The sequence below is a fragment of the Salinimicrobium tongyeongense genome (genome assembly GCF_026109735.1).
Classification (GTDB): Bacteria; Bacteroidota; Bacteroidia; order Flavobacteriales; family Flavobacteriaceae; genus Salinimicrobium; species Salinimicrobium tongyeongense.
This window is the reverse complement of the sequence record NZ_CP069620.1, coordinates 328131-352248: the sequence shown is the minus strand read 5'-3', so window position 1 is coordinate 352248 and position 24118 is coordinate 328131. Positions and strand designations below refer to the sequence as shown.

General features: G+C 43.9%; 21 protein-coding genes. 15 read left to right on the top strand and 6 right to left on the bottom strand.

Features of this window, described 5'->3' with window-relative positions; all coding sequences use genetic code 11:
* Nucleotides 1-41 precede the first annotated feature (41 nt).
* The gene (locus tag JRG66_RS01525) at nt 42-767 is read right to left on the bottom strand and encodes an energy transducer TonB (RefSeq protein ID WP_265163985.1); all 726 of its coding nucleotides are present in this window, start codon (nt 765-767) and stop codon (nt 42-44) included.
* Between the two features lie 528 nt (nt 768-1295).
* On the opposite strand from JRG66_RS01525, the gene JRG66_RS01520 reads away from it, so the two are divergent.
* The 14 genes from JRG66_RS01520 to ilvA all read left to right on the top strand — a co-directional run bounded on the left by JRG66_RS01520 (nt 1296) and on the right by ilvA (nt 17300).
* Nucleotides 1296-1943 carry a GNAT family N-acetyltransferase gene (locus tag JRG66_RS01520; protein WP_265163984.1) on the top strand — a complete coding sequence of 216 codons (648 nt, stop codon included), beginning with the start codon at nt 1296-1298 and terminating at the stop codon, nt 1941-1943.
* The gene (locus JRG66_RS01515; RefSeq protein ID WP_265163983.1) at nt 1940-3127 is read left to right on the top strand and encodes an argininosuccinate synthase; all 1188 of its coding nucleotides are present in this window, start codon (nt 1940-1942) and stop codon (nt 3125-3127) included. Before JRG66_RS01520 ends, JRG66_RS01515 begins: the two co-directional genes overlap by 4 nt.
* Nucleotides 3124-4089: an N-acetyl-gamma-glutamyl-phosphate reductase gene (gene argC / locus JRG66_RS01510; RefSeq protein ID WP_265163982.1), complete on the top strand. Its 966-nt coding sequence runs from the start codon at nt 3124-3126 to the stop codon at nt 4087-4089. Before JRG66_RS01515 ends, argC begins: the two co-directional genes overlap by 4 nt.
* 54 nt (nt 4090-4143) lie before the next feature.
* On the top strand, nt 4144-4932 hold the full coding sequence (gene proC, locus JRG66_RS01505) for a pyrroline-5-carboxylate reductase (RefSeq protein WP_265163980.1): 789 nt from the start codon (nt 4144-4146) through the stop codon (nt 4930-4932).
* Nucleotides 4933-4936: 4 nt separating this feature from the next.
* On the top strand, nt 4937-6067 hold the full coding sequence (locus JRG66_RS01500; protein ID WP_265163979.1) for an aspartate aminotransferase family protein: 1131 nt from the start codon (nt 4937-4939) through the stop codon (nt 6065-6067).
* Nucleotides 6068-6150: 83 nt separating this feature from the next.
* Nucleotides 6151-7107 carry an N-acetylornithine carbamoyltransferase gene (locus JRG66_RS01495; protein ID WP_265163978.1) on the top strand — a complete coding sequence of 319 codons (957 nt, stop codon included), beginning with the start codon at nt 6151-6153 and terminating at the stop codon, nt 7105-7107.
* A 75-nt stretch (nt 7108-7182) separates the two neighbouring features.
* Nucleotides 7183-7962 carry an acetylglutamate kinase gene (argB, locus tag JRG66_RS01490; protein WP_265163977.1) on the top strand — a complete coding sequence of 260 codons (780 nt, stop codon included), beginning with the start codon at nt 7183-7185 and terminating at the stop codon, nt 7960-7962.
* On the top strand, nt 7959-9029 hold the full coding sequence (locus JRG66_RS01485) for a M20 family metallo-hydrolase (protein ID WP_265163976.1): 1071 nt from the start codon (nt 7959-7961) through the stop codon (nt 9027-9029). The genes argB and JRG66_RS01485 overlap by 4 nt, the downstream gene beginning before the upstream one ends.
* A gap of 55 nt (nt 9030-9084) precedes the next feature.
* Entirely contained in the window at nt 9085-10365 is a 1281-nt protein-coding gene (gene argH, locus JRG66_RS01480) for an argininosuccinate lyase (RefSeq protein WP_265163975.1), read from the top strand.
* Between the two features lie 237 nt (nt 10366-10602).
* Nucleotides 10603-12276 carry a dihydroxy-acid dehydratase gene (gene ilvD, locus JRG66_RS01475; protein WP_265163974.1) on the top strand — a complete coding sequence of 558 codons (1674 nt, stop codon included), beginning with the start codon at nt 10603-10605 and terminating at the stop codon, nt 12274-12276.
* Nucleotides 12277-12287: 11 nt separating this feature from the next.
* Nucleotides 12288-14021, top strand: a complete 1734-nt coding sequence (gene ilvB / locus JRG66_RS01470; RefSeq protein WP_265163973.1) for a biosynthetic-type acetolactate synthase large subunit — start codon at nt 12288-12290, stop codon at nt 14019-14021.
* Entirely contained in the window at nt 14021-14560 is a 540-nt protein-coding gene (gene ilvN / locus JRG66_RS01465; protein ID WP_265163972.1) for an acetolactate synthase small subunit, read from the top strand. Before ilvB ends, ilvN begins: the two co-directional genes overlap by 1 nt.
* The gene (ilvC, locus tag JRG66_RS01460) at nt 14557-16026 is read left to right on the top strand and encodes a ketol-acid reductoisomerase (protein WP_265163971.1); all 1470 of its coding nucleotides are present in this window, start codon (nt 14557-14559) and stop codon (nt 16024-16026) included. Before ilvN ends, ilvC begins: the two co-directional genes overlap by 4 nt.
* Nucleotides 16026-17300, top strand: coding sequence for a threonine ammonia-lyase IlvA (gene ilvA / locus JRG66_RS01455; RefSeq protein WP_265163970.1), 1275 nt, complete (start codon nt 16026-16028; stop codon nt 17298-17300). Before ilvC ends, ilvA begins: the two co-directional genes overlap by 1 nt.
* 160 nt (nt 17301-17460) lie before the next feature.
* Here the strand turns inward: ilvA and leuB are convergent, their stop codons facing one another.
* From leuB to JRG66_RS01435, 4 genes are read right to left on the bottom strand one after another with little or no spacing between them, the layout of a single operon-like run.
* Nucleotides 17461-18576: a 3-isopropylmalate dehydrogenase gene (gene leuB / locus JRG66_RS01450; RefSeq protein ID WP_265163969.1), complete on the bottom strand. Its 1116-nt coding sequence runs from the start codon at nt 18574-18576 to the stop codon at nt 17461-17463.
* On the bottom strand, nt 18573-19169 hold the full coding sequence (gene leuD, locus JRG66_RS01445) for a 3-isopropylmalate dehydratase small subunit (protein ID WP_265163968.1): 597 nt from the start codon (nt 19167-19169) through the stop codon (nt 18573-18575). The genes leuB and leuD overlap by 4 nt, the downstream gene beginning before the upstream one ends.
* On the bottom strand, nt 19170-20552 hold the full coding sequence (gene leuC, locus JRG66_RS01440; protein WP_265163967.1) for a 3-isopropylmalate dehydratase large subunit: 1383 nt from the start codon (nt 20550-20552) through the stop codon (nt 19170-19172).
* Complete coding sequence (locus JRG66_RS01435; RefSeq protein WP_265163966.1) at nt 20552-21721, bottom strand: 2-isopropylmalate synthase; 1170 nt, start codon at nt 21719-21721, stop codon at nt 20552-20554. The genes leuC and JRG66_RS01435 overlap by 1 nt, the downstream gene beginning before the upstream one ends.
* A 151-nt stretch (nt 21722-21872) precedes the next feature.
* On the opposite strand from JRG66_RS01435, the gene JRG66_RS01430 reads away from it, so the two are divergent.
* Nucleotides 21873-23417 carry a hypothetical protein gene (locus JRG66_RS01430; protein WP_265163965.1) on the top strand — a complete coding sequence of 515 codons (1545 nt, stop codon included), beginning with the start codon at nt 21873-21875 and terminating at the stop codon, nt 23415-23417.
* Here the strand turns inward: JRG66_RS01430 and JRG66_RS01425 are convergent.
* Nucleotides 23414-24115 (bottom strand): RluA family pseudouridine synthase, encoded by a 702-nt coding sequence (locus JRG66_RS01425; protein ID WP_265163964.1) that lies wholly within the window; start codon nt 24113-24115, stop codon nt 23414-23416. The genes JRG66_RS01430 and JRG66_RS01425 overlap by 4 nt on opposite strands.
* Nucleotides 24116-24118 lie beyond the last annotated feature (3 nt).

Here is a 24118-nt window from a genome sequence, read left to right as displayed (position 1 = left end):
CATTGTAATTTACAAAAATTATGACTTAAGCTAAAGCCGTTTTATTTTACGAAGCTCATTGGTAACCTGAACCTTGTGGATACCGGTTCTCCAAAGTGCCGGGCGGGCTCCCATCTTGGCATGTTGCTCAATACCTGAACGGCTACCGCATTGTACCAGCGTGGGGCGCCCTCAACTACCTGTACTTCGCTAATTGCTCCTTCCTCATTAATGGTAAAAATGAGGAGCACTTTAACCGTAGTGCCTTTCTTTTGTTTTTCAGGCACCGGCAGGGTACTTTTCAAATAATTTTGCAGGGCTTCATTTCCGCCGGGATAGGAAGCTGAGACCCAATAAGGGAAATGCTCAATTTTCTCACCTTTTTCATTCCATACCATGCCCGATTTAAATTTGTCTTTTTTAAAGAAGTCGTGCCGCTTTTTATTGCCGTTGGGCCACCAGGCGATGAGCTCGCCATGCCGGTCTCCATTTTTGTAATCAATTTCGTACCATGGCTCTCCGGTTTTGTACCAGAATTTATGTCGGCCTTCATTCACCGGTTTCCCATCTTTAACAGCCAGATACTGTTCTGCAGAAAGGCTGCCATCAAGGCGGTAAGTCAATCTCTTAATTATTGCATCCCCTTTATCAGTTTTTTCCTCTATCTTATAAAAAGTAGCCTCGGCAGGACTGGTCACTACTTCATATTTTTCATTCATGTAAATTTTTTCCTGGGCAGAAAGTATTGCGGTAAAAAGCAGGAGGAGGGCGAGAACTGTATTTTTCATTTTTTATGAACCTTTTTCAGTAAAAGGGAGGAAAATTGAGAATATGATTATTCGGGTTAAAATTCCGCGGGAAAATACTGTAAAAATTTAAAAGCCAAAAAAGGAAATCCGTAAAAGCGGATTTCAAAAATGCAGGTTTAATGCTGAAAGCTATATAAAAACTAAGGTTGGAAGTGATATTATTTTTCTAATTTGTTTTGGTTTTTAAAAAATAAACTTACTTTTACAACGTGATTTTAAAGTTTCAAATAATAATAAGGCCCATGCTGCGCCGCCGGATGTAGTCCATCTGTCAGCGCAAACCCTCTTTTTTGTCTTATTTTTTATTTAATTTTTTTATTTTGAATCACATTTTCCCACAGTACATTTCTCATTTACTTTGCAGGCTTTCTCCCGAAATCTCTTTCAGGCGCCGCCGCAGTTTCCGCCGCACGTTTGTGCGTGCTTAATTTTTTATGGAACCCAGGTGAGTCCGGTTCTTTCCCCGAAAACCCTTTCTTGATTTTTTAACCTTTAATTCTTTAGCACATGAAAATTGTCATTGCTAATGCTTCTCATGAAAAGTATGCACAGGTAATTTGTGATACTATTGAAGAATCTGCCAAAATTCGCGGCACAGGTATAGCGCGCCGTACGCCCGAGTATATTCTTACCAAAATGCAGAATGGCAACGCCGTTATTGCCCTTGAAGAGGACAGGTTTGCAGGTTTTTGCTATATCGAAGTTTGGAGCCACGAGAAGTTTGTAGCCAATTCAGGACTTATAGTTCATCCCGATTTCAGGAATCGGGGACTGGCAAAGGATATCAAAAAAGCCATTTTTGAGCTCTCCCGTAAAAAATATCCTCATGCCAAGATCTTTGGGATCACCACAGGCCTTGCGGTTATGAAGATCAATTATGAGCTGGGGTACCAGCCGGTGACCTTTAGTGAACTTACCGATGATGAGAGTTTCTGGAAAGGTTGCCAAACCTGCAAGAATTACGATATTCTTACCCGTACCGAAAAGAAAATGTGCCTTTGTACCGGTATGCTCTACGACCCTGTGAAAAAAGAGAAAGTTAAAGAAAAATCAAGACTGAACGACAAGGCGTTCACCCGATTAAAAAGTATAAAACAAACCCTTTTTTTCAAAAAAGAAAAAGCGGTTGAAAAAATTGAAAATAAATTAAAATGAAAAAAGTAGTAATAGCTTACAGTGGAGGCCTGGATACCTCTTATTGCGCCAAATATTTGTCTAAAGAAGAAAACTTTGAAGTTCATGCAGTGAGCGTGAATACAGGTGGGTTTAGCCAGGAGGAGATTGAGCGCATTGGCAAAACAGCCAGGGCAATTGGCGCGGCTACCTACACCAACCTGGATGCGGTTTCTTCCTTTTACCAAAAGGTGGTGAAATATCTCATTTTTGGGAATGTACTCAAGAATAATACTTACCCACTTTCAGTAAGTGCAGAACGTATCATCCAGGCGATAGAAATTGTAAACCACGCCCGTAAAATAGGAGCGGGTTATATTGCACACGGTAGTACCGGTGCCGGAAATGACCAGGTGAGGTTCGATATGATCTTTCAGATCCTGGCCCCCGAAATTGAGATCATTACACCAATCCGAGATAAAAAATTGACCCGGCAGGAAGAGATCGATTACCTGCAATCTCAGGGCGTAGATATGAACTGGGAAAAAGCAAAATATTCTGTAAATAAAGGTTTGTGGGGAACCAGCGTTGGCGGTGCCGAGACCTTAACTTCTGAAAAACCCCTGCCCGAAGCAGCTTTTCCTTCACAACTTCAGGAAAAAGAGGCTTCGCGTGTGACCCTCACCTTTGAAAAAGGGGAACTTACAGCCGTGAATGGAGAAGAAAATTCTCCCGAGAAAAATATAGAAAAGCTGGAAGCACTGGCTTCAGCATATGCCATTGGCCGTGACATTCACGTAGGAGATACTATCATTGGGATTAAAGGAAGGGTAGGTTTTGAAGCTGCCGCGGCTTTAATTACTATCAAAGCTCACCATCTTTTGGAAAAACATACCCTCAGCAAATGGCAGCTACAACATAAAGATAATGTGGCCGGCTGGTACGGAATGCACCTTCACGAAGGCCAGTACCTTGATCCTGTAATGCGTGATTTTGAAGCTTTCTTGCAGAACTCCCAGCAGCAGGTAAGCGGGGAGGTTTACGTAAGCCTGCACCCGTACAGGTTTGTTCTGGAGGGGATTTCTTCTCCTTTTGATCTTATGAACAGCGGCTTCGGAAAATACGGGGAAGAAAATAATGCCTGGACAGCACAGGATGCTAAAGGATTCATTAAGATCTTAAGCAATTCAGGAAAGATCTATAACCAGGTAAAACAAAAATCATGATCAAAGCAGGAATAATTGGAAGCGCCGGTTACACTGCCGGGGAATTGATCAGGATACTGGTTAACCATCCGCAGGTAGCCATCGATTTTGTTTACAGTACTTCAAGTGCCGGAAAACCTGTACACGCCATACATCAGGATCTGGTTGGGGAAACGGATATCCTTTTCAGCGACAAAATACATCAGGATGTGGATGTGGTTTTCCTTTGCCTGGGGCATGGGAATTCCAAAAAGTTTTTGGAGGATAACAGTTTTTCAAAAAATACGAAGATCATTGATTTGAGTACAGATTTCAGAAATAAAGAAGAAAAGCACTCTTTTGTTTACGGCCTGCCCGAACTGAACCGCAAGAATATTGAAAAAGCCAATTTCATAGCCAATCCCGGCTGTTTTGCCACGGCAATCAACCTGGCACTTTTACCTCTTGCATATGCAGGCTTACTAAAAGAAGATGTGCATGTGAATGCCGTGACCGGGGCTACCGGCGCCGGAACTTCTTTTTCGGCTACCACGCATTTCGCCTGGAGAGACAACAACTTTTCTGCCTATAAAGCTTTTGAGCATCAACATTTGTCTGAGATAGGACAAAGTGTGCAGCAGCTGCAGGAAGGCTTTGACCACAAGATCAATTTTATCCCTAATCGGGGTAACTTCTCCCGCGGAATTCACTGTACAGCCTACACCTTTTTTGAAGGAGTGCTTGAAGATGCGAATGGGATGTACAAACGTTTTTATGCTACCGCCCCTTTTACTCATATTGTAGAAGAAGAGCTGCATTTAAAGCAGGTGGTAAATACCAATAAATGCCTTATAAGGCTGCAAAAATTTGATGACAAAATATTGATCACCAGCGTGATCGATAATTTGCTGAAGGGTGCCAGTGGGCAGGCGGTTCAAAACATGAACCTCATGTTTGGCCTTGAAGAGAGCCTTGGGCTTAAGTTGAAAGCGAATTATTTCTAACTAACACAGATCTCACAGGTTGTTATACCTGTGAGATCCTTAAACCTACCAGATATGAAAATAGCAATTCTTGGAGCGGGAAACCTGGGGCTCTCAATCGCCAAAGGACTCCTGGTGAGCAATGCTTACAACACCCTTTATCTCACTAAAAGAAAAACAGAGGCTATTCAGCAATATTCTGAATATGAGAATGTGGTGGTTACGAAAAGTAACCGGGAAGCTGTTCAAAATTCTGATATTCTCATCCTGGCAGTGCAACCCAAGCAAATTGAAACCGTACTGGAGGAAATTAAAAACGACCTGCACGAGAGGCATGTGATTATTTCGACCATCACGGGAGTGAGTGTAAGCAGGATCGAAGATTTGGTGGGAGATCATATCATAATCCGGGCAATGCCTAACACTGCCATTGCCGTAAAGAAATCAATGACCTGCCTTTGCAGTAATGAAAAAGGGCGAAAACAACTTCAGGTAGCAGAGGCCATTTTCAACAAAATGGGCACCAGCATGGTAATTCCCGAAAACAAAATGCAGGCGGCAACAGTAATATGCGCCAGCGGTATTGCTTTTTGGATGCGATTAATAAGGGCAACCACTCAAAGTGCCGTGCAGTTGGGTTTTGACGCTAAAGAGGCACAGCAACTATCCATGCAAACCTGTCTTGGTGCAGCGAGTTTATTGATAGAATCGGGTAAACATCCCGAAGAAGAAATAGACAAAGTAACCACTCCTATGGGCTGTACCATTGAAGGCCTTAACGAAATGGAGCACCACGGCCTCAGTTCTTCGCTAATACGGGGAATGCAGGCTTCATTCAAAAAAATCAATAATATTTCTAATTAGCCCCATGAATTTATTTGACGTTTATCCATTATATAATATTACTCCTGTAAAGGGAGAAGGCTGCCACGTGTTTGATGCTGAAGGCAAAAAGTATCTCGATTTGTATGGCGGTCATGCCGTAATTTCGATAGGCCATTCCCATCCTTCTTATGTGAAAGCCGTACAGGAGCAGGTTCAAAAACTGGGATTTTATTCCAATTCCATAAAAAATCCGTTACAGGATGAACTTGCCGAAAAGCTTTTACAGGCTTCTGGACTTGAAAATTATAAACTTTTCCTTTGTAATTCGGGTGCCGAGGCTAACGAAAATGCACTAAAACTCGCCTCCTTCCACACAGGGAAAAGCAGGATCATCTATTTCAAAAATGCCTTCCACGGAAGGACTTCCGGTGCTGTGGCAGTGACCGATAATGAAAGTATAAAAGCTCCTTTTAACAAGGCTCATGAAGTTACCTGCCTTTCTTTTGAAGATGTGGTAGGCCTCGAAAATGAGCTTTTAAAAGGGGATGTTGCCGGGGTCATTGTGGAGGTCATTCAGGGCGTTGGTGGTCTCGATGAAGCTTCAACAGAATTTTATCAGGCTACCGCGAAGCTTTGCCGGAAATACAACGCGCTCCTGATAGCCGATGAAGTGCAGTCGGGTTACGGCCGCACGGGCGATTTCTTTGCCTTCCAAAAACATCAAATTTACCCCGATATTATTTCGGTGGCAAAAGGAATGGGCAACGGGTTTCCAATAGGTGGAATCCTTATTTCTTCGGAAATTGAAGCCAGGCACGGCCTGCTGGGAACCACCTTTGGAGGTAATCATTTGGCCTGTGCAGCGGGTATTGCCGTTCTTGACGCGATTAAAAATGAAAACCTGATGCAAAATGCCGCTGAAATCTTTGAATATGTAAAGGAAAAAGCCACTGAAATTCCGCAGGTAAAGAAAATAAAAGGAAGAGGCCTGATGCTGGGACTCGAATTTGACTTTGAAGTAGCCGCTCTTCGGAAAGACCTGTTGTTCAATTACCAGGTCTTTACAGGTGCAGCTTCCAATAAAAAGTTATTGCGAATCCTGCCGCCGCTAAGTATCCAAAAAGGGCATTTTGAGCAGTTCTTTTCGGCCTTAAAATCGGCACTTGAAAAATAAAGAATAAATAAAATCTCACAGATTAAAATGAGACCTCACAGGTTTTTTAAACCCTTGAGGTCTCAATAAACATATTTTTAAAAATGAAGAATTATATCAGCCTGTCAGATATAGAAAATTTTGAACAGACGATAACTGAAGGGCTTCAGCTTAAAAACAACAATACTGCAGCAAACCTGGGTAAAGGAAAGACTTTGGGAATGTTGTTTTTTAACCCCAGCCTTCGCACCCGCCTAAGTACCGAAAAAGCTGCAAAGCTCCTCGGTATGGACGTGATGGTGATGAATGCCGATAAAGACGGTTGGGCGTTGGAATTTGAAGATGGTGCCATAATGAATTCCAATAAAGCAGAACACATCAAAGAAGCAGTTGCCGTTTTATCCCAATATTGTGATATTATTGCGGTTAGGGCATTTCCCGGTCTTGAGGACAGAAAAAAGGATGAAGAAGACCTGGTGATAAAAAGTTTTAAGAAATACGCTACAGTACCCGTGGTTAACCTGGAAAGCGCGACCGGACATCCGCTGCAGGCCCTCACCGATGCCATGACCATTACCGAGCTTCAAAAAACCAAAAGGCCAAAAGTGGTGCTCACCTGGGCACCTCACCCGCGGGCCTTGCCTCAAAGCGTTCCCAATTCGTTTGTCGAGGCCATGCACCGAATGGATGTTGATTTTGTAATTGCCAATCCGCCGGGTTATGACCTGAATCCTGAAGTGAGAAAGGATACGCAGGTATTCCACGATCAGGATGAGGCCCTTAAAGATGCCGATTTTGTTTATGTAAAGAACTGGAGCAGCTATGAAAGCTACGGAAAGATCTTATCTGAAGGCAGTTCCTGGACCTTTTCTGGTAAAAAAATGCTTTTAACGAATGATGCCAAAGTACTGCATTGCCTTCCGGTAAGGCGAAATGTGGTAATTGCTGATGCGGTGTTAGACAGCCCTAATTCCGTAGTAATCCAACAGGCCGGAAACAGGACGTTTGCCGCACAGGTGGTGCTGAAGAAGCTGCTTGAAAATGCAGGGGAAAACTCTTAAAAAGGGCACATTTTAAAGCCGAAATAAATTCAGAAAGTAAATAATCTCAGGCTAAAAAGCCGAAAACATGTCCACATGGGAAAACAAGATCTCAGCATTGTAAAAATAGGAGGGAAGCTCATAGAAAACGAAGAACGCCTGTCTTCATTCCTCCGGGATTTTGCCGCCCTTAAAGGGCCAAAGATCCTGGTGCACGGCGGTGGAAACATGGCCACCGAAATGGCTTCCAAACTTGGTTTCGCCACTCAGATGATTGACGGCCGCAGAATTACCGATGCCAACTCGCTCAAAGTGATCGTAATGACCTACGGCGGACTCATCAACAAGAGCATTGTTGCCAGGCTTCAGGCTCTTGGGGCCAACGCCATTGGCTTGTGCGGGGCAGACGGGAAAAGTATTATTTCTAAAAAACGTGCGGTTAAAGAAATTGATTATGGTTTTGTGGGAGACATCGAAACCGTGAATGTGAGTTTTATCAACAGCCTGCTGGGGCAGGAGTGCATCCCGGTGTTTTCAGCGATTTCAGCTACCCTTGAGGGACAGCTTTTGAATACCAACGGAGATTCTGTTGCTGCGGAAATCTCCAAAGCCATGAGCAGTGTTTATAACACGCGGCTGTATTTTTGCTTTGAAAAAGCGGGTGTTCTAGCCAATCCGCAGGATGAAAACTCGGTTATTGCTGAAATTGATAAAGATAAGTATAAGCAGCTCCTGGAAAATAAAGTTATAAGCGAAGGCATGCTGCCAAAGCTGCACAATTGTTTTGAAGCTCTTGAGCACGGCGTTAACGAGATCTTCCTCGGAAATGCCGATATTTTTAAACCCGACAATTCCTGTACAAAAATCACAAGATGAAAGACATAGCTAATTTACAGAAAGAAGCCCTGGAACTTCTCAAAAAGTTGATTTCCACACAATCTTTTTCAGGAGAAGAAGAAGGTACAGCCGCATTGCTTGAGCAGTGGTTCAAAGATCATGAGATTCCTTTTCAGCGCCACCTGAACAACGTGTGGGCAGTGAATAAGAACTTTGAAGATACAAAACCCACTTTATTGCTTAATTCTCATCATGATACAGTTAAACCGAATTTAGCTTATACAAAAGATCCTTTTAATGCTGAGATTACTGAAGGAAAACTGTTCGGCCTTGGAAGTAACGATGCAGGCGGGTGTTTGGTATCCCTGCTGGCCACTTTCACCTACTTTTACAAAGCTGAAGGCTTGTCTCATAACCTTGTTTTTGCCGGTACTGCCGAAGAGGAGATCAACGGGAAGAATGGCATTGCCTGTGTGTTGCCATTGCTGCCAAAGGTGGATGTCGCCATTGTTGGGGAACCTACTCTAATGAACCTGGCTATTGCCGAAAAAGGGCTGGTGGTTTTTGATGCTATTGTAAAAGGTACTCCTTCACACGCTGCACATCCCAACGATGATAATGCTATCTATAAATCGGCAAAAGCCTTACAGTGGTTTGAAGCCTGTAAATTTGAAAAAGTTTCAGAAGCTTTAGGGGAAGTGAAGCTCACTGTCACCCAGATTAAAGCCGGAAGCCAGCACAATGTAGTGCCGGCACAGGTAGAACTTGTGGTAGATGTGCGGGTGAATGACCGTTACACTAATGCCGAAATTGCAGCTGTTTTGGCAGAACAAGCTCCCGTAGACGAGATAAAACCCCGATCTTTACGACTGAATTCTTCTTCCATTCCCAAAGAGCATCCGCTGGTAAAAGCCGGAACTTCTTTAGGTATGAAAACCTATGGCTCACCCACGCTTAGCGACCAGGCCATGCTCACTTGCCCTTCCTTAAAATTAGGTCCGGGAGATTCCACCAGGTCACATTCGGCCGATGAGTTTATCTTTGTGAACGAAGTAGAAGAGGGTATAGAGAAATATATTAAGTTGCTGGAAAAGGCATTGAAATAAACAATAACAGGCCTAACAGGTCTTGGAGACCTGTTAGGCCTATAAAGGTATAGACATGAAACTTTGGGATAAAGGAATATCAATAGACAAAAAGATCGAAAACTTTACTGTGGGAAACGACAGGGAACTGGATATGTTTCTTGCAAAATACGACCTGCAGGCTTCGGCGGCACATGCAAAGATGCTGGGAAAAGTGGGGCTGATCAGTGAAGCTGAGGTAAAGGAGTTGGTTGAAGGGCTGCGGCAGCTTCAGCAGCAGGTAAAAGATGGGATTTTTGTGATTGAAGAAGATTTTGAAGATGTGCACTCCAAAATAGAATTTGAACTCACCAAAAAGCTGGGAGACACCGGAAAGAAAATCCATACTGCCCGCTCCCGGAATGACCAGGTTTTGGTGGCATTGCAGCTTTATTTCAAAGAAAACCTGCAGGAGATCATCAGTCGGGTGAACCAGCTGATAAACGTACTTCTAAAACTCGCTGAAGAGCATAAAAACAGCCTCCTGCCCGGCTACACCCATTTGCAGGTGGCCATGCCTTCTTCTTTTGGCCTCTGGTTTTCGGCTTATGCAGAAATTTTAGTAGATGACCTGTACCAGCTCAAAGGAGCTCTAAAAGTAGTAGACCAAAACCCATTAGGTTCTGCCGCAGGCTATGGCTCCTCATTTCCCATAGATAGGGAATTCACAACCAAAGAGCTCGGTTTTTCCACCTTGAAATACAACGTGGTTGCAGCCCAGATGAGCCGGGGGAAAAGTGAAAGGGTGGTGACTTCGGCAATAGCTTCGGTGGCCAATACGCTTTCCCGTTTTTCTATGGACATCTGCCTTTATATGAGCCAGAATTTTTCCTTTATCAGCTTTCCGGAGGCGCTTACTACCGGCTCCAGCATAATGCCCCACAAAAAGAACCCCGATGTTTTTGAGCTGGTAAGGGGAAAAAGCAATAAACTTCAGGCGATAGCCGGTGAAATGGTTTTGGTGACCAATAACCTGCCAAGCGGGTACCACAGGGATTTCCAGGTCATCAAGGAGAACAGCATTTTTTCCGTAGAAAGTTTAAAAGAGATCCTCGATGTGTTCACCCATTCCATCTCCCAAATCATTGTTAAGGAGGTAAACCTGCAGGATGAAAAATATAAATACCTGTTTACGGTAGACAGCATTAACGACCTGGTGATGGAAGGAAAATCCTTTAGGGAGGCTTACCAGATCATTGGGGAGCAGGTACAAAAAGGTACTTATGAACCTGTGGGCAATAAAGATCACACCCACAGCGGCAGTAAAGACAATCTTGCCCTTGACGGGATAAGAAAGAAGCAGGATGCTGTGAATTAAGAAAATTGACATCCTTACCTCTCAAAAAGCCGTTTTTTAAACGGCTTTTTTTATGCATTTTTTTCTTCTGAAAAGATCTTTTGGGATTTAGCTGTCGTAAATCAATTACATGTAAGTATATGTTAATCAGTTAGTTGTACTTGTTTTATTGCTTCTGAAAATAATTTCACATCCGTTTCTTGGTGTTTGTGCAAATATTATGGCCCTAATTTTAGAAAAAAATGATCAAAGCCCGGAATGAACAATAAGTACAGCAAAATTTTAACACAAAGTGAATCTCAACCGGCCTCTCAGGCCATGTTACATGCCATAGGCCTTACAAAAGAGGATTTTAAAAAGCCGTTTGTAGGTATAGCAAGCACAGGTTACGAAGGAAACCCCTGTAATATGCACCTCAACGACCTCGCCAGCCTGGTAAAGGAATCCTGCAACCAAAATGAACTCGTAGGCCTCATTTTTAACACCATTGGGGTAAGTGATGGCATTTCTATGGGTACTCCCGGTATGCGCTATTCGCTGCCTTCGCGGGATATTATTGCAGATTCTGTTGAGACGGTTATTCATGCCATGTCTTATGATGCACTTATTACCGTGGTGGGTTGCGATAAGAATATGCCCGGTGCCTTAATGGCCATGTTAAGGATCAACAGGCCTGCGATCCTGGTTTATGGCGGTACTATATCTTCTGGCTGCCACAATGGGAAAAAGCTGGATGTGGTTTCGGTGTTTGAGGCCTGGGGCTCTAAGGTATCGGGCGATATTTCTGATGAAGATTACAACAGCGTCATCGAAAAAGCCTGTCCCGGTGCAGGTGCTTGTGGCGGAATGTACACCGCAAATACCATGGCCTCGGCTATTGAAGCTTTGGGAATGGCACTTCCGTATAATTCTTCCAATCCGGCTGTGGGAGCTGAGAAAAGGGCCGATTGTGAAGCCGCCGGAAAGGCAATTCAGCTGCTTGTAGAGAAGGACATCAAACCTAAAGATATAGTTACCAGAAAGGCTCTTGAAAATGCCGTTCGGCTAATCACCGTGCTCGGCGGGTCTACCAATGCGGTACTCCATTTTTTGGCGATAGCAAAAGCTGCGGAAGTAGCATTCAGCCTTGCAGATTTTGAAAAAATTAGTGACAGCACACCTTTCCTGGCCGATCTAAAACCTAGCGGTCGGTTTGCGATGGAAGATGTGCACCGCGTGGGAGGAATTCCGGCGGTATTAAAATATATGCTGAAAAACGGAATGCTTCACGGCGACTGCCTTACGGTTACCGGTAAAACTTTAGCTGAAAACCTGGCCGATGTTACCGATCTCACGGAAGGGCAGCAGGTGATAAGACCTCTTGAAGAACCCATTAAGAGCTCGGGTCACCTGCGAATCCTCTACGGCAATCTGGCTGAAGGCGGATCGGTGGCAAAGATCACGGGAAAAGAGGGCTTGTTGTTCAAAGGCAAAGCCCGGGTATTCAACAGTGAATATGAGGCCAATAATGGTATTTCTGGAGGGAAAGTTCAAAAGGGTGATGTGGTAGTGATAAGGTACGAAGGCCCCAAAGGAGGTCCGGGAATGCCCGAAATGTTGAAACCCACGGCCGCCATCATGGGAGCTAAACTTGGAAAGGACGTGGCTTTGATCACCGACGGAAGATTTTCGGGAGGTACGCACGGCTTTGTAGTAGGGCACATTACTCCTGAAGCACAGGAAGGCGGGTTGATAGCCCTGGTTGAAGATGGAGATGAGATCACCATTGATGCTGAAGAAAATACTATTTCTGTGGATTTGAGCCCGGTGGAAATCCAGGAACGGAGGAATAAATGGAAAGCTCCGAACCTGAAATTCAGCAAAGGAGTGCTTTACAAATACGCAAGAACAGTTTCTTCAGCCTCAGAAGGTTGTGTTACAGATGAATTTTAATATGGACAATTATGGAAGTTAAAACAGCTGGTTTTAAAGAAGTTTCCGTAGAGGAAACATTGAAAGTTTCGGGAGCAGAGGCAGTGATAAAGTGCCTTTTGGCTGAAGGGGTCGAGGTGATGTATGGATATCCCGGCGGTGCTATCATGCCTGTGTACGATGAAATCTATAAATATAAAGATCAAATTGAGCATGTGCTCACCCGCCACGAACAGGGCGCCGCACATGCAGCCCAGGGATATGCAAGGGTTACCGGGAAAGTAGGGGTTGCCATTGCAACTTCGGGCCCCGGTGCAACCAATCTCATTACGGGGATTGCCGATGCGCACATAGATTCCACCCCCATGGTTTGTATAACCGGGCAGGTTGGTTCTCACCTGCTGGGCAGCGATGCTTTCCAGGAAATAGATATGGTGGGGCTTTCAACGCCTATCACCAAATGGAATTACCAGGTCACCAAAGCTTCTGAGATCCCCCAGGTTCTTGCCAAGGCTTTTTACATTGCCCGCAGTGGCCGGCCGGGGCCTGTACTTATAGACATTACCAAAGATGCCCAGTTTGACAGCCTCGATTTCAGCTATAAGAAATGTACCGGCATAAGGAGTTATAAACCTCTTCCTGAAGTGAACTTATTGCAGGTGGAAAGAGCCGCACAGGCCATTAATAATGCCAAAAAACCCATGATCGTGTTTGGGCAGGGCGTGATCCTGGGTGGTGCAGAGCAACTTTTGAAAGAGGTAATCGAAAAATCTGGCGTGCCTGCAGCCTGGACCATCCTCGGCTTATCGGCCCTCGAAACAGATCATCCTTTGAACGTGGGGATGGTGGGAATGCACGGCAACTATGCACCAAACCTCTTAACCAATGAATGTGATGTACTTATTGCCATAGGAATGCGTTTTGACGACCGGGTTACCGGCGATCTCAACACCTATGCAAAACAGGCTACCGTTATACATTTTGAAATTGATCCTGCCGAAGTGAACAAAAATGTGCAGGCTCAAATCCCGGTGCTGGGAGATGTGAAGCAAACGCTAAAGCTACTGCTCGAATTCCTTCAGCCCAACAGCCATGAACAATGGCATAACAGGTTTAAAGAGCTTTACAGCATCGAATATGAAAAGATCATAAAGAATGACCTTTCAGCAAAGCATGGAAAGATAAAAATGGCTGAGGTACTCGATGAGATCAATACAGTTTCGGGAGGTAATGCCATTATAGTTTCAGATGTGGGGCAGCACCAGATGGTGGCCTGCCGATATGCGAAATTCAATGCTACCAGAAGTAATGTGACTTCGGGCGGACTCGGAACCATGGGCTTTGCATTGCCGGCAGCCATTGGTGCGAAAATGGGAAGTACAGCCCGCGAAGTTGTCGCCATTATTGGAGATGGTGGTTTCCAGATGACCCTTCAGGAACTGGCAACTATTTATCAAATGAACGTTCCGGTGAAGATTGTGGTGCTAAACAACAATTTCCTGGGAATGGTAAGGCAGTGGCAGCAAATGTTCTTTGAGAAGCGCTATGCATCCACCGAAATGGTCAACCCCGATTTTACAGGTATTGCAAAGGCTTATCACCTGCAAACGAACAAGATTTCAGAAAGGAGTCAGCTCAAAGGGGCGGTAGAGGAAATGCTGGCTTCAAAAGAGGCTTATTTCCTCGAAGTATCAGTAGAAAAGGAAGAATGTGTGTTCCCAATGATCACCACGGGCGCATCGGTTTCAGATATACGTTTAGAGTAATGGAAAAGCAAAATTATACAGTATCGGTTTATACAGAAAACAACCTGGGCCTTCTTAGCCGGATAGCAGCTATTTTCTTAAAGAGGCACATCAATATTGAAAGCATTACTGCTTCTCAAAGTGAGGTGCATGAAGTGATGAGGTTCATCATTATCGTAGAGGTTACTGAAGAACAGGTCAAGAAGATCGTTGGCCAGATAGAGAAACAAATAGAGGTCATTAAAGCATTTTATCACAAAGATGAGGAGCTTATTTTCCAGGAGACAGCTCTATATAAGGTGAGGTCTTCGGGTTTTGTTGAAGACTTTGACATACAAAGCTTTATAAAAAAGACCAATGCCCGAATTGTTACTGCTTCTCCGCAGTTCTTTGTCATTGAGAAAACAGGGGAGCGGCACGAGACCGAAGACCTTTATGAAAAACTCAAACCTTACGGGCTCATGCAGTTTGTAAGATCGGGGACCATTGCGGTCTCAAAGAATGAAATGCCAATATCAGAACTACTAGAAAAATTCAATACTTCAAATACAATACAATGAGTAACTATTTTAACAGCCTTTCAAGAGGCGAACAATTAGCTCAACTACAAACCTGCAGGTTTATGTCTAACGAAGAGTTCAATGAAGGGACTGCAGCTTTAATCGGTAAAAAAATAGTGATCGTGGGCTGTGGGGCGCAGGGATTGAACCAGGGCCTAAATATGAGAGATAGCGGGCTCGATATATCCTATGCTTTAAGGGAAGGGGCAATTCAGCAAAAGAGGCAGTCTTACATCAATGCAACAGAAAATGGCTTTGAAGTTGGCACTTTTGAGGAGTTGATCCCACAGGCCAACCTGGTGATCAACCTCACGCCCGATAAGCAGCATTCTTCAGTGATTGGAGCTATCCAGCCTTTGATCAAAAAGGATGCGGTGCTTTCTTATTCCCACGGATTCAATATTGTGGAAGAAGGCATGAAGATACGGGAGGATATCACCGTAATTATGGTTGCGCCCAAATGTCCCGGAAGCGAGGTGCGTGAAGAATACAAACGCGGTTTTGGGGTTCCAACCTTGATTGCCGTTCATCCCGAAAATGATCCGCATGGTATTGGTCTGGAATGGGCCAAAGCCTATGCTTATGCCACCGGCGGCCATCGTGCGGGAGTACTGGAATCATCTTTTGTGGCCGAAGTCAAATCTGATCTCATGGGAGAGCAAACCATTCTTTGTGGCGTACTGCAAACGGGGTCTATTTTGAGCTTTAATAAAATGGTTGCTGAAGGAGTGGAGCCGGGATATGCCGCAAAACTGATTCAGTATGGCTGGGAAACTATTACCGAAGCCCTAAAACACGGCGGAATTACCCAAATGATGGACAGGCTTTCAGATCCTGCAAAAGTAAGGGCTTATGAAATTTCCGAAGAATTGAAGGAAACCCTGCGTCCGTTGTTCAGAAAACACATGGATGATATCATCACCGGAGCTTTTAGTTCAAGAATGATGAAAGACTGGGAGAACGATGACAAGGAGCTTCTGGAATGGAGGGCTGCTACAGAAAATACTGCTTTTGAACAAACTGAAGCTACTTCAGAAAAGATCAGTGAACAGGAGTATTTTGACAAGGGCGTGCTGTTGGTGGCATTTGTAAAATCGGGTGTTGAGCTGGCCTTTGAAACTATGGTAGAAGCCGGGATTATCGAAGAATCGGCTTACTATGAATCTTTGCATGAAGCGCCACTTATTGCCAATACCATTGCAAGAAAGAAGTTGTATGAAATGAACAGGATCATTTCAGATACCGCTGAATACGGTTGTTATCTTTTTGACCACTCCTGTAAACCCTTAATCAAAGACTACATCAATGGCCTGGAACCTGAAGTGATTGGAAGGGAGTACCCTGCTAATGTTCAGGATGAAAGGAAAGTAGCACAAATAAATGAGTCTGTTAGAGAGCATTCTGTTGAAAAGGTTGGCGCAAAACTTAGAAAAGCGATGACCGCAATGAAAAAACTCGAGGTATAATGAATGAATTAACTGCTGAAAAAGAACAATACCTCCTGCAACTGGAGGCGGTAAGAGAGGCTAAAAAAAGGATCTCAAAAGTGACACTTTTGACACCCCTGGTCTCATCATTTACGTACAGCAGGAAATTTAATGCCAATATTTTTCTAAAAAGGGAAGACCTGCAGCAGGTAAGGTCTTACAAAATTCGTGGTGCCTATAACAAGATCTCCAGTTTGGGCGAAGAACAGCTCAAAAAGGGCGTTATTTGCGCCAGTGCGGGCAATCATGCCCAGGGAGTGGCCTTTGCCTGTAATAAACTACAGGCAAAAGGTGTAATTTATATGCCTGTGACCACTCCCAAACAAAAAGTTGAACAAACCCAAATGTTTGGCGGGGAATGGGTAGAAGTGGTCTTAAAAGGTGACACTTTTGACGATTCTTACAAACAGGCAGTGGTTCACGGGCAGGAAAAATCGCTGGTCTTTATTCACCCTTTTGAAGACCCTAAAGTAATTGAAGGCCAGGCAACCATTGGGCTTGAGATCCTGGAACAGGCAGAGGCGCCTATAGATTACATTTTTGCGCCTCTGGGCGGCGGCGGATTGTTAGCGGGCTTATCTTCGGTATTTAAACAGCTTTCGCCGCAAACAAAAGTTATTGGTGTAGAGCCCGAAGGCGCTGCTTCTATGACAGCTGCCCTGCGGGAAGGTAAAGTGGTGGAGCTGCAATCTATTGAGCGCTTTGTTGACGGAGCGGCGGTTCAAAAGGTGGGCTCCATCAATTTTGAACTTTGCCGTGAAAACCTGCACCAAATGCTCAGCGTTCCTGAAGGAAAGGTGTGCCAGACCATTCTTGATCTTTACAACCAGGACGCCATTGTGGCCGAACCTGCCGGCGCAATGGCTCTTTCGGCCCTGGACTTTTTTGCTGAAGAAATTGAAGGCAAGAATGTGGTTTGCATTTTAAGCGGTGGAAATAATGACATCACCAGAACAGCTGAAATTAAGGAAAGAGCCTTGTTGTATTCAGGCCTTAAACATTATTTCATCGTGAGGTTTCCGCAGCGCGCCGGGGCTTTAAAAGAATTTGTGGAAGCAGTTCTGGGACCCGATGATGACATTACCCATTTCGAGTATTCAAAAAAACACCAGCGGGAAAATGGCCCTGCGGTGGTGGGAATTGAATTAAAGGATGCAGCTGATTTTGATCCTTTAGTCAGGCGTATGAAAGATTATAATTTCTACGGGCAGTATCTCAATAACAGCCCCGATCTTTTTCAGTTCCTGGTATAAATAAAAAGAAGCTGTCTAATCAAAGCAGTTAGGTGTTCTATTGATCCGGTTATCAGGTTGTGCCAGCCTCGATACCCGGATCAATTTTTTCTGAAATATTTCAGAAAAACACCTTTAGAGCTTTGTAGACAGCTTCTTCAGGCAATAGACAAAAACCATTCTAAATTATTGTCATTTGACCAATAGTGAGGTTGTTATCGTTGATGTGATGATGTTCAGATTCACTAATCCTTCCTTCGAGGAAATCACCCACTTTTTCTGTGGAGTAATGATTGTTCTTGTTTAAATCCTGCGTGCAGACATTGAGCTTGATGCTCTCTTCTACAGCTTTTCTTATCACCCCGGCTTCCCGGGTGAGGTTGAAATGATCGAGCAAAAGAGCGGCCGATAAAATTGAGGCAATGGGGTTGGCTATTCCTTTGCCTGTAGCCTGCGGAAAAGATCCGTGAATGGGTTCAAAAAGGGCATTTTCAAGACCCACTGAAGCTGAGGCCAACAAGCCGATGCTCCCGCCAATCACGCTGGCTTCATCTGAAATGATATCCCCAAACATATTCTCTGTAAGGATTACATCAAATTGTTTTGGGTTGAGCACCATTTGCATGGCGGCATTGTCTATAAAAAGGAAATCGAGACTTACATCGGGATAATCTTTAGCAAGCTTAGTAACTGTTTTTCTCCACAACCTGGAAGTTTCCAGCACGTTTGCTTTATCTATAAGAGTAAGTTTTTTTCTTCTTTTTTGTGCTGCCTTAAAAGCCAGGTGGGCCAGTCTTTCAATTTCGAATGTGCTGTAGGTGCATAGATCACTTGCCGTTTTGCCGTCTTCGCTGGTACTTTTTTCTCCAAAGTAAATTCCGCCGGTGAGTTCCCTGTAAATCACCATATCGGCCCCTGAAATACGTTCGGGGCGTAATGGGGAGTGCTCCAGTAGATTTTCATACGCTCGCACCGGCCGAATATTTGCGTAAAGCCCCAGTTCTTTTCTCAGCTTCAGCAAGCCCTGTTCCGGCCTCACTTTAGCCGAAGGATCATTGTCATATTTTGGATGGCCAATCGCCCCAAACAGCACTGCATCAGAATCCCTGCATAGTTCTAAAGTAGCAGAGGGGAGTGGCTCCCCGGTGCAGTCTATGGCAACGGCACCAACAATTGCTTCTTCAAATTCAAACTCATGGTCAAAACGTTCAGCAATGGCTTTTAATACTTTTACCGATTGTTTCGTTACCTCAGGCCCAATTCCGTCTCCCGGTAATACTGCTATTTTCAACTTCATACTTGTTGTAATTGTTTATCTTCATAATTCTTTATTGCGTCCAGCCTGCTTAGCAGGAAATCTATGTCGTCATATCCGTTTAACATGCAGGTCTTTTTATAAGCATCTATTTCAAATTTTTCGGTCTCTCCTGAATCTTTTATGCTGATGTGTTGGTTTTCCAGATCGACAATGATCTCTCCTGAAGGATTTAAATGGAGGTAATCAAATAGCTTTTCCAGGAATTCGGCCGACACCTGCACCGGAAGCAGCCCGTTGTTTAGGGCATTGCCTTTGAATATGTCTGCAAAGTAACTGGAAACCACCACCTTGAAACCATAGGCTTTAAGAGCCCATGCGGCATGTTCCCTGCTGGAACCACATCCAAAGTTGTCTCCGGCCACTAGAATAGGGCCCGAGTAAGCCGGATTGTTAAGGCTAAAATTTGGGTTAAGTTTCCCATTTGGATTAAACCTCCAGTCCCGGAATAGGTTTTCACCAAATCCGGCCTTGTCTGTAGCTTTTAAAAACCTTGCAGGAATGATCTGGTCTGTATCAATGTTTTCAGTCTCAAGAGGAGCAGCGGTGGCAGTGAGTTTTACAAATTTTTCCATCTAATTAAGGCTTTTGGTAAAATCAACTAGTTTTCCTGCTACAGCTGTAGCGGCCGCTGTTAAAGGGCTGGCGAGTATGGTTCTCGCTCCCTGGCCCTGGCGGCCTTCAAAGTTCCTGTTGCTGGTAGAAACACAATATTCCCCTGCGGGAATTTTATCGTCATTCATGGCGAGGCAGGCAGAGCAGCCGGGTTGTCGCAATGTAAAACCGGCATTTTCAAAGATCTCCTGTAAGCCCTCGGCCTTGATTTGTTCGGCTACCTGCCGGGAACCCGGAACAATTAAAGCGTTGACGTTGGCAGCTTTTTGTTTGCCTTTAATGTAAGAGGCGGCCACCCTAAAATCTTCTATCCGGGAGTTGGTACAACTTCCAATAAAGATCCAGTTTACGGGCTTGTCCAGAAGAGATTCCCCCTGCACAAATCCCATGTATTCCAAAGCTTTATCGGCGCTTTTGCCTGCGCCCGTGGGGATAGAGCCGGTAAGTTTTATTCCCATACCTGGATTGGTGCCATAGGTCACCATAGGTTCAATATCTTCAGCCTCAAAATGGAATTCCTTATCAAAAACAGCATCTTCATCGGTTTTCAGGGTTTTCCAATATGCTTTACGTTGCTCAAACTCAGCCCCTTTTGGAGCAAATTCTTTTCCTTCAACATAATTGAAAGTAGTATCATCCGGTGCGATAAGTCCACCCCGGGCCCCCATTTCAATACTCATATTACAGACGGTCATACGGCCTTCCATTGACATATTTTCAAACACCTCTCCTGCATATTCACAAAAGTATCCGGTTCCTGAATTGGTTCCCAGCTTACTAATGATGTACAGGATGACATCTTTTGGAAGCACCCCCTTTTTCAATTTCCCATTAACGTTCACCCTCATCTTTTTGGGTTTCTCAACTAACAGGCACTGGCTGGCAAAAACCTGTGCTACCTGGCTGGTTCCAATCCCGAAGGCAATGGTTCCAAAGGCTCCGTGGGTAGAGGTGTGGCTGTCACCACAAACAATGGTCATTCCCGGTTGGGTAATACCTAACTCGGGAGTCATCACATGAACAATGCCGTTATAAGGATGGCCCAGCCCGTAAAGGGGGATATTGTTTTCTTCGCAGTTTTGACTTAATTCTGAAAGCTGCTTTCGCGACAGCAGATCCTTAACCGGTAAATGCTGATTGAGGGTAGGCGTATTATGATCGGCAGTGGCTACAATTTTATCGGGCCTGTAAACCGAAATGCCCCGCTCCTTTAGTTCATTAAAGGCCTGGGGGCTGGTAACTTCATGGATAAGGTGTTTATCAATATACAAGACATCTGGCCCATTGGGAATTGATTCCACAACATGCGAGTCCCAAATCTTATCAAATAACGTCTTCTTCATTAGGCAGAGGCTCGGTTTTTAAAACTTAAATCCATGATCTCATGTAAATCGGTATCCGCGACTTCTTTTTTAACATCGGCATAATTCAGGAAGGTGGCATAGACAATATCTAGCTGCAATTTCGTTAATTCATATCCCATGATTTTTGCTTTGTAGGCAAGTGCAGCCCTTCCGCTTCTTGCAGTGAGAATAATGGCCGATTCTGTGACGCCAACATCTGCAGGGTCGATAATCTCATAAGTTTCCCTGTTTTTAATAACCCCGTCCTGATGGATTCCGGAGCTGTGGGCAAAGGCATTGGCCCCAACAATAGCTTTATTTGGTTGTACAACCATTCCCATTTCCCTCGATACGAGGTTGCTTAATTCAAATAATAATTTGGGGTTCAGGTTCGTATTAAAGTTAAGGTCGGGGTGCTGCCTCAAAATCATGACTACTTCTTCAAGTGCTGTATTACCTGCGCGTTCTCCAATACCGTTAATGGTACACTCTATTTGACGCGCACCATTTCTAATTCCGGCAATGGCATTGGCCGTAGCAAGCCCAAGGTCGTTATGGCAATGACAGGAAATAATAACATTTTCAATGTTCTTTACGTTCTCTTTCAGGTATTTTATCTTTTGTCCGTATTCTTCAGGAAGACAATAGCCTGTGGTATCTGGGATGTTTAGAACAGTGGCGCCGGCTTCTACTGCAGTAGTGCAAACCCTGGCAAGGAATTCATTATCGGTTCTTCCGGCATCTTCAGCATAAAATTCCACATCATCTACAAAATTTTTGGCGTAAGAAACTGCTTCTCGCGCCCTAATAATAATCTCTTCGCGGGTGGAATTAAATTTATACTTGATGTGAGAATCTGACGTTCCAATCCCGGTATGAATCCTTGGCCTTTTAGCATGTTTTAAAGCTTCGGCCGCAACTTCAATATCTTTTTTTACGGCCCGGGTGAGTCCGCAAACGCTGCTGTTCTTTACGAGTTTTGAAATTTCAGATACCGATTTGAAATCTCCGGGGCTCGAAACAGGAAAGCCCGCTTCTATAACATCTACTCCCAGAGCCTCAAGCTTTTCGGCAATCTTCAGTTTTTGCCTGGTTTCAAGTTTACAACCCGGTACTTGCTCCCCATCTCTCAGGGTGGTGTCAAAAATTTGTACCCTTTCTTTACTCATATCAAATAAAATTTATTTTACAATAACTTTGACTAATTTAACCAGCTCATTTCCCTTCATGGGAAATAAATAGCTGTTATTACGACAATTAAAATTAAAGTTGAAGTTTAAACGACTTGATATTCAGTAAGTTGCATCTTATCTTGTTACAATGACCAATGAACTAACCGATAACCTGTTTTCTCTCATAAAATCACTTTCCCCGTCTGAAAAACGACAGTTTAGTTTATATGTCGGCCGAATTGGAGTGAATAGTGACAGTAAATTTCTTAACCTTTTCAAGGTTATGTCCAGACAAAAAAAATATGATGAAGAATATATTCTGAAGAATACGGCGATAAGCAAACAGCAGCTCTCTAACATAAAAGCCCACCTCTATAAGCAGTTGCTCATTAGCCTTAAGTTGAATCCGGTTCATCAAAGTGTGCCAATCAATATTAGGGAACAAATGGACTTTGCTTACATCCTGTACCGAAAAGGCCTATACAAACAAAGCCTTAAAATTCTGGAAAAGGTTAAGGCCACGGCACTGCATTACGAAGAAAAAGTGCTGGCTTACGATATCCTTGAGTGGGAAAAGATCATCGAGTCTCAATACATTACGCGCAGTACACATAACAGGGCAGAAACCCTGGTGCTGGAAACTAAAGAATTGACCGAGCTCAACCTCATTTCGGGCAAGCTTTCCAACCTGTCACTTCAGCTTTATAACATTTTTCTGAAGATGGGTCACGCCCGTACTCAGGAGGAATCTGATACCATTCAGGATTACTTTAAGCAAAATCTGCCCGAATTTGATATTACAAAACTTGGTTTTCGGGAAAAATTGTGGTTATACAAGGCTCATTTGTGGTACAGCTTCATTTCCCAGAATTTCCTTTCCTGTTACAGGTATTCTTCCAAATGGATAGATCTTTTTAAAGAGTACCCTCATCTTATAAGCGTTCATCCCGTTTCCTATTTAAAAGGCAACCATTATTTGTTGGAGTCGTTGTTTTATCTCAATCATACCGTGCTTTTTGAAAAAACGCTCAAGCATCTTGAAGAGACACTCAAAGACCCTAAAATTCCTGATGATGACAATATAGCCACGCTGTCTTTCCTCTATGTTTATTCCAATAAGCTCAATTTAAGGTTTATGAAGGGCGATTTTGACAACGGTGATCCTTTAGTGGAGAAAATAGAGAAGAAGATCAAGAAGTACGGCTCCAGGATAGACGGGCACCACATCATGATTTTCTATTATAAAATTGCTTCCCTCTACTTCGGAAACGGGAATTACTCAAGATGTATAGAATTTCTGAAAAAGATCATTGATAACAAGTCTCTCGAAGTGAGGGAAGATCTCATGTGCTTTTCAAGGATCCTTAACCTGGTGGCTCATTACGAAGCCGGAAAAGATTATCATCTTGAAAGCCTGGTAAAATCGACTTATAAATTCCTTATCAAGATGAACGATATGCATAAGGTACAAAAGGAAATGATAAGGTTTCTGCGGAACCTACCCGAGGTTTCCCCTCTTTACATAAAAGATGAATTCCGGAAGCTGCATACTACGCTCAAGGTTTACGAAGACCATCCTTATGAAAGGAGGGCATTTTTATACCTGGATATACTTTCCTGGCTGGAAAGCCGGATAGAAGACAGGCCTGTTGCCGAAATTATTGCTGAAAAGGCAAAACTCGTGTCCCGCTAACTTCTACAGGCATCCCACAGGGGATCTTGCGGCGGCGGGGCAACGATCTCCAGCCTCTCCTTTTTTACCGGATGTTCAAAAACAAGCTTGCGGGCGTGTAAATGGATGCTGCCGTCTTTATTACTGCGGTCAAAACCGTATTTTAAATCTCCTTTTATAGGGCAGCCTATGAAAGATAACTGGCTCCTAATCTGGTGATGTCGGCCTGTGTGCAAATCTATCTCCAGGAGGAAATAATTGTTCAGGTTCTTCAGCAAGCGGTACTCTAAAATGGCCTTTTTGGAGTCTGGTACTTCTTTGATATGCGAATAAGATTTATTCTGTTTTGGGTTGCGCTTCATGTAGTGCACCAGCCTGTCCTGTTGTTTTGGCGGCGCATTTTTTACAATTGCCCAATATGTTTTCTTTGCTTCTTTTTCCTTGAATAGTTTATTGAGCCGGGGAAGCGCTTTTGAAGTTTTGGAGAACAAAACAATCCCGCTGGTGGGGCGGTCAAGGCGGTGCACCACGCCCAGGTAGACATTTCCTGGTTTGTCGTACTTGATCTTTATATATTCCTTCACCACCTCGCTTAGCGGTACGTCGCCGGTCTTATCGCCCTGCACAATATCTCCCGGGCGTTTGTTCACGATGATCAAATGATTGTCTTCGTAAAGTACCTGCAGGTTTTGCGGAGTGGAGGTCGTTTTATCTTCCAAAAA